The following is a 6812-nucleotide window of genomic DNA, read 5'->3' on the forward strand; positions in this document are numbered from 1 at the left end:
CCAGAGCGCTGGAGCGCGGGGCGCGCGAGCTGAGATGTGCGGTTTGTCGGCATCAGTCGCAGACGCCTGGCCGACGCCGGACAGGGAGGGCGCGCGTCGCGGCGCTGCTAGGGATGGCCGCCGGGGAGGATACGCAGTCATGAGCACCACTTCCCCTCTGCTGACTCAGCGTGAAGCCGCTGCCGCGTGTGGCGTGAGCCGTTCGACGATCCGGCGCCGCCGGGAGGCCGGCGAGCTACCCGGGGCGGTGCTCGACGACGACTGCGGCTGGCTCATCCCCGGGGATGATCTACGTGCTGCCGGATTCCGCTTCAACACTCCCGCTTCGGTGAAATCGAGAGCCGCTGGTCCGCCACCGGCCGGGACGTAGCAAGACACCGCACCAGATACATCGGCTTCGGTCCTGCAGACCGAGCTGGAGCGGCTGCGCCACGCGCACGCCCTGGCGCTCGCCGAGGAACGCAGCGCCCGCTGGCTCGCCGAGGCCGAAGCCCGGCACCTCGAGGCACGCCTGCGAGAACGCAGCGCCCATATTGAGGACCTGCGGCGCACCCTGGTGGTGCGGCCTTCTGCTTCGGAAGGGGCGGCGATTCCCCGTCCCGTGCGGGCGTTCCCAGAGCCTGCCGTGACTCGGACAGCTTTCCCGTCCGCGGGCGTTGAAGACGCTGAGCACAAAGCGGGTCGGTGGCGCCGCTGGTGGTCCCGCCGGGACTGACTGCGAGGAGTGCGGCAACCCCTCCCACATCTCCTGCACTAACTGCTGCGACAACCCCTGCGACATCTGCTGCGTAACCTGTCTGGCCGTTCTGTTGTTTTCACTGGTCAGCACGGCCGTTGGGGTTTGGTCGGAAGGCCGATATCCCCCTTGGAGCCTCCCTCGCCGCACACGATCCGGGAGAAGAGGATGGGGCAGGGCTGGGGCGGAGATCGGCCCGGCGGGGGTCGGGCGCCCTTGACGTTGTTGCACGTCGGCTCGCCTCCGCGCTGCCCGGCCGCTGGAGCGTCCGGGCGGCGAAGTGGGGAGTGGGGCCGACGGAGATGAGCCCTCCACTTGGTGAGGGCGGCGCGCTGCTCCGCCGTGAGCTTGTCCCGCCTCGACTTGGTGTTCGGGAGCCAACACCCCGAGCTTCACCGGCACCGGCCCCGCTACGCCGTCGACCGTGATCGGCAGTCGAGCCGTACTGCTTCGGTCAACAGACGAAACTCTCTACGCCTGGCCATCGTGTCCACTTACCTTGGCCGCTATGGGAAACAACGTGTCCAGGCGCCACCACCTGCTTCCACAAGTGTGGTTGGAGGGCTTTGCACGGGACGGAGTCCTCACCGGCAGACGCAGAGCAGCCGGCCGGGACTTTCCCAGCTCAGTCATAGACGCCACGGTGGTCAGCCAGTTCTATAGCAACCCCATGCCGGAGCAAGGGCAAGATGGTCAGGAGGTCGAGAAGTTCCTGGCCGACGACGTTGAAGGACCTGCTGCCGCAGTCCTCCAAAACATACGCGCAGGCCGTTGGCCGCTAGCCCATGGCGAAGAATCCGCACTCATCCGTCTCTTGGCTCACCAACTGGCTCGCTCGCAGGCATTCCGCAAGCTGGGCAAGCACGTGGAAGACCACCTCCTACCGCTCATCACCGCCCAAGAGATCACGAAGCACATGGACGAGGGGGCCGATCAGTCCCTCTCGCCTCGAGACCGTAGACGCGTCATCGAAAGCATCATGCGCAACCCTCCTGCCATGGAGAAGCTTCTCGATCCACGGCGCGACCTGCGGCAGCAGCTCAGAACCGCTGATCAGGTGGAGCAGAAATTGGTGAACTGGCAGATGGTCCTGCTGCGCGCCGATCGCCCGCTCCTGCTCCTGGCGGATGGGGGAGTCGTGGTGAAGCAGGTGGATGGATCGTTCTCTCCCTACCCGCCGGTGCTGCCTGACGATGCAGAACTGCTTGCACCACTGGCCCCTCACCTCCTGCTGATTCTCACGCCGCGACCTGACCGCCATGCTGACCAACGACTCACGCCAAAGAAGGCCAGCAAGGCGAACCGCGGGGCCCTGGCCCTGTGCCACGACACCATCTACCGGCAGCCAGGACACCCCTGGCCGAAGGGCGCAACCTTGCTGCCGGAGCCCCCGTCCCTGCTTCCTCCCTCCATCACGATCTCCCTAGCCGCGGAACAGGACAGTGAGCAACCGATGAGTCATGCGCCGATCGCGCATCAGAGACTTGCTCAGCTAGTCACGAAACTGGGCGGATAGCACCGACCAGCCACCCCCGACAGCACGAGACCCCGACCCTGTCGGCGGGCCCGGGGTCTCACGGTGGCGGGGGGACGGTCAGAGGTTGTCCCAGTAGCTCTCCAGCTCGGAGGGTGGCCCGAACCGCTCGATGGACCAGCAGGTGCAGTTCAGTTCCGGCCCTCCTACAGCTCCTTGTCGTACTCCTCGTGGTGCTCTCGCACCGGCCGCTTCTCCGGGGCCGCCGACGGCGCGGGCTGCGCTGCGGACGGCTCCGGGGCGTCCTCGATGGCCGGCACCACACCCGCCCACTCCATGCCCTGCGCGGCGAGGGCGGCGCGCTGCTCCACGGTGAGCTTGTCCCGCCTCGACTTGGTGTTCGAGAGCCAGACCCCCAGCTTCACCGGCACCGGCTCCGCCTCGCCGTCGACCGTGACCTCCACGACCGTGCTGCGAGGGACGGGCCGCTGTCCCTCCTTCTCCACCCACTGCGCCAGGGCTGCCAGGCCCCGCTGGAACGCCGCCTCGGCCTTGCTCCCTGCCTTCTTCGGCCCCTTGAGGGCTGCGGCCAGAGCCGGACGGAGCTCCGCCGGGGCGGCGGCCGTCACGGGGAGGGTGGCGCCCTGTACGCCCAGCGCGGTCAGCCGCTCCCGCTGCTCGGGCAGGAGCTGCGCCCAGGTGCCCGGCTCCTGCTGCCGCCACCGCCACGTTCCGATGTCATCGCCCTCGAAGGTGACGCCCGGCGCGATGTAGGGCAGATGGCCGTCGGCGTCGACCAGAGCGGCGAGCACCCGGTAGTGCCGCTGCCAGTTGAGCGGCCAGGGGCAGTTCCAGTCCGGGTCGACCGCGGCCAGCTGCTCCGCGCGTGCGGCGGCCCGCTTCGGGTCCTTCCCGAGACCGCCCTTCCGGCGCAGGTTGGCCATGTACTGCCCGATGGGCACCATCGCCTCGCCCTCGCCCCACACGGCGTCCTGGCGCGGCGCGAGGTGTCCCATGGCCCGCCGGTAGGACCGGAGCGCGGCGAGCTTGTTCTCCCAGGCTTCCTCGCCCGGCTCCCAGAGCATCCCGGCTTCGGGTACGTCCAGCAGCGTCTTGCGCCGCTCCTCCAGCTCCCCGGCCCGTAGCGCCTTCCGCTGCTGATGGACCCAGCGCCCCAGGGGGAAGTCCTTGGTGACGCCGACCTCGACCTCGACGTCATAGGGCACGGCGTAGAGGCCGGTGATCTCGTTCTCCTTCCGCCACCGGAGCAGGGCCTGGTAGCCCTCCAGCCACACCAGGGACTCCGGCCGGTAGACCCGGGTGCGCAGGAACGCCGCGATGGTCGCCGCGTCCCGGGGAGAGGAGAAGTGGAGCAGCGCGGCTTCGGCGGCGGCCTGCGTGTCGTCGTCCTCCTGGTCCTCGCCGTCGCCCTCGCCGCCGGCCCCGACGATCTGCCCGTCCTCGTCACGCCGGACGTGGACCTTGCGCTTGCCGCTGGTGAGGGCGCGGGAGGCGAGCTGCTCGACGAGTCGTTCATCATGCGAGCGCAGGCCCTGGAGGACCGCTACAAGGGGGCGGAACGAGGCACTGGCGACCATGTCGGTCGGGTCCTCGCCGGGCTCCAGAAACACCGGCACGATGATCCTGGCCACCTTCGTGCTGCCGTCCTTGCTGAGCCGGAGCGCCCGGCCGATGTTCTGCACGATCTCCACCTGCGAGCCGCGGGTGTCCGCGAAGCAGACGGCTTCCACGCCGCGCTCGCCGGTGATGTCCACGCCTTCCCCGAGCACGCGAACGCTGGCGAGGAAGGCCCGGTGGACCCGGCGCCCGGCCGCGTCGATGCCGTTGGCGAACTGCCGCAGGACCTCGCGCCGCTCGGACACGAGGTGGTCGCCGCACAGCCACGCCGACCACACCCGGTCCGGCGGGACGTGACGGCCGGCCTCCAGCTCGTAGAACTCCGCGTCGATGGAGGACTTCGGCAGCTTGTCGGCGGCGGCCAGATCGGCGTCGGAGGCGTCGTTCAGGTACAGCGCGGCAGCCGTCTCGGGCAGCTTCTCCGCGAACGCGCGGGCCTCTTCGACCTTCTGGTGGAAGGTCATGACTGTACGCAGGTTGTGCGCGGCGGCGTGCTCCAGGAGGGCGGTCTGCAACAGGGCCAGGCGCCGGCCCCGCTGCGCCGCCTCCGACTCCCCGAGGACCGGCGAGGGATCGCGGATCTCCAGGACGTCGATCTCGAATCCGGCAAGGATTTCGCGCTCGATGGCCTCGCTCAGACCGAGCTCCGCGAGCCACGCGCCGTAGGTGCCCTCCGGGTCGTCCGACATGGTCGCGATCTCCGCCTCCTGGCCGCCCGCGCCCTTCTGGGGCCGGGCGGCGGCGAGGATGCGCGGGGTCGCGGTGAGGTAGAGCCGGAAGTCCGCTGGGATCCGCTGGTTGTCGTGGATCGCTGCCCACGGACGACCAAGATCACCGGCGGTTCCGTGGGCCTCGTCCACGATGGCGAGGTCGAACGGGTCCATCTGCTGCCCGTAGAGGCGCTCTCCGCCCGCCAGAGCGGCCTCCAGCGGCCCGCGAACCTTCCGCTGGCCCACGGGAGCGTCGATGTCCTCGCGGTCCACCAGGGAGGCGTACGTGGCGAACACGATGACCGGCCCGTGCCCGGCCCACAGGGCGAGCTGGATCGGGTTGGTGGTGGTGCGCACCCCGAGCGCGTTGAGGATCGCGTCGTTCTCCAGCGAGCACACCGCGACCATCGGGGAGCGGTGGCCCACCAGGCGCCAGGCCTGGGCGGTCTGGGCGAGCAGGTCCAGGGTCGGCACGGTCACGAGGATCCGGCCGTCAGCGAAAGCTTCCAGCGCGCACGCGGCGGCCGTGATCGTCTTGCCCGAGCCGGTCGCTGACACGATCGTGGCCCGGGCACCCTGCGGGGGCACAGATGACCTTGCAGGGAATCCCACCCACCTGCGAAACGCGGCGCGCTGGTCTACCTGGTGTTCCTTGAGCTGAATCGCTGACATTCTGTGTCTCCCCGAGTGCTGAATTCGTGTGGGCTCTTCAGAGGGCCGCGTGCGGAATGCAGGCCGCGTCCAGGTCGTTCCAGATCGACGCATCCGCCTTGTGCCACCCGCCCGGCTTTCCGTCCTTGAAGGGCGGCTTGTCGTCCGGGTCGTAGTGCCCGGCATCGAGCGTGCAGACGATGACGTCCCCGTCCGCGTTCCGGGTCCGCGCGGTGCACAGACCGCCGGCCTCGCCCAGCGCCTGGCGGCGCCTGGTGGTGTGCGGGTATGTGGCCGGCAGGACGGCTTCCCGGACGTACCGCTCCAGCCGCACCAGGTCGACGCGCTCACGCTGCCTCACGTCCGCGATGTGTACGCCCAGTTCAGCGGCCCCGGCCGACCGGCCGCCGCGTCGGGACCACTCCCGGTCCGCGATGCCCACCAGGGCCTCGCTCACTGCCGCCATGCCCTCCTGCTTGATGCAGGCTCATCTGCGGAGGGAACCCCTACTCGGCTCGGGCGTTCCCTGCGGAGGGAACCCCTACTCGGCTCGGGCGTTCCCATGGATTTATCATGGCCGCTCATCTGCCGCCGTTCCTCTCGGACAAGGGAGTGCTTCCGGATGGTTGGAGGGTGTCCTATGTTTCCCCCAACGTTACATGCACCTATCAAACTTGATGCACTCTACGGAGCTGGTGTGGTGAGGGTCCGGTGAACCTGTTGGGTGGCTGCTGCGTTGTGGGGGGTGTGGGATGTGCCCGCTGGTGTCATAGGTGAAGGAGTAGGTATGTGGCCGCTGAGTGATAGCGAGATTGCGAGTGAGCTGCGGGGTATGGCGGATGGGTATTTTATGAATAACAAACGGGAGCTTGTCCTGCCCCCCGGACGTGGGGCTGTTTATCCTTACAGTCAAGTAGGGGAGTATGTGCAAAGAGCAAGTATGCGCAGGCCCGACGGGAAACCGATGTCGACTTTGGGGCCGGAAACGGCTGACGCTTTGGAAAGTAAAGGTTTCGGCCCCTATTTGATAGAGGCAGATTATGGCCGGTGGGTTCTGGACCCTGAGAACACGCCCAGAAGGAGCCAGGGTGATAAAGCGTGGCGGGAGTTTGTTAAGCATGGCGAGAATTTTCCTCTGGTGATAGAGTCTGCACCGGGCCGTTTTGTCTTCGATAGTACTTTGTTGAATAGTAGCCTGTATGGGGGGGAGGGTGCAGTATCCGCGGCGAGTGCTAATAATCCGTTTGCTGGTAGTGCGAACGCTTACGGGCCGTCCAGTAGTCGGGTGACGGGTGGTGCTTATTCTGGTGACAGGCGCAGTAACCCTCCAGCACAGTCGTTCCAGGAACAGCAGCAACAGCAGCGGTCCCAAGGTCGGCGTTGACGAGCCGGATGACCGACTGGAGCGTAGCGGAGGTCACCCTGAGGGGACGTGTCCCCGCAACTCCGGGAGCGTAGAGCGTAGCGGACGGAGCGTTAGGCGGGGGAGCGCAGCGGACCCGCCCACGTCTGGAGCGAAGCGGAAGACCCTTGTCAGGGCGTAGCCCTGACAGCTCCGGGAGCGCAGCGGCCGGGAGCGCAGCGGACGGAGCATCAAACCCAG

The 6812-nt window shown here is 68.0% G+C and carries 4 protein-coding genes; 2 read left to right on the plus strand and 2 right to left on the minus strand.

The window, feature by feature from the left end; genetic code table 11:
• The first annotated feature begins 139 nt into the window (after positions 1-139).
• Together ACZ56V_RS38715 and ACZ56V_RS38720 are read left to right on the plus strand one after the other, a co-directional pair.
• Positions 140-370: a helix-turn-helix domain-containing protein gene (locus ACZ56V_RS38715; RefSeq protein WP_468948477.1), complete on the plus strand. Its 231-nt coding sequence runs from the start codon at positions 140-142 to the stop codon at positions 368-370.
• 874 nt (positions 371-1244) lie between these two features.
• Positions 1245-2252: a DUF4238 domain-containing protein gene (locus ACZ56V_RS38720; protein WP_468948479.1), complete on the plus strand. Its 1008-nt coding sequence runs from the start codon at positions 1245-1247 to the stop codon at positions 2250-2252.
• Between the two features lie 164 nt (positions 2253-2416).
• Here ACZ56V_RS38720 and ACZ56V_RS38725 read toward each other — a convergent pair whose 3' ends face one another.
• On the minus strand, positions 2417-5230 hold the full coding sequence (locus ACZ56V_RS38725; protein WP_468948481.1) for a helicase associated domain-containing protein: 2814 nt from the start codon (positions 5228-5230) through the stop codon (positions 2417-2419).
• Between the two features lie 37 nt (positions 5231-5267).
• Entirely contained in the window at positions 5268-5675 is a 408-nt protein-coding gene (locus ACZ56V_RS38730) for a hypothetical protein (protein ID WP_468948483.1), read from the minus strand.
• Positions 5676-6812: the final 1137 nt, after the last annotated feature.

The sequence above is a fragment of the Streptomyces sp. NPDC034099 genome (assembly GCF_055575415.1).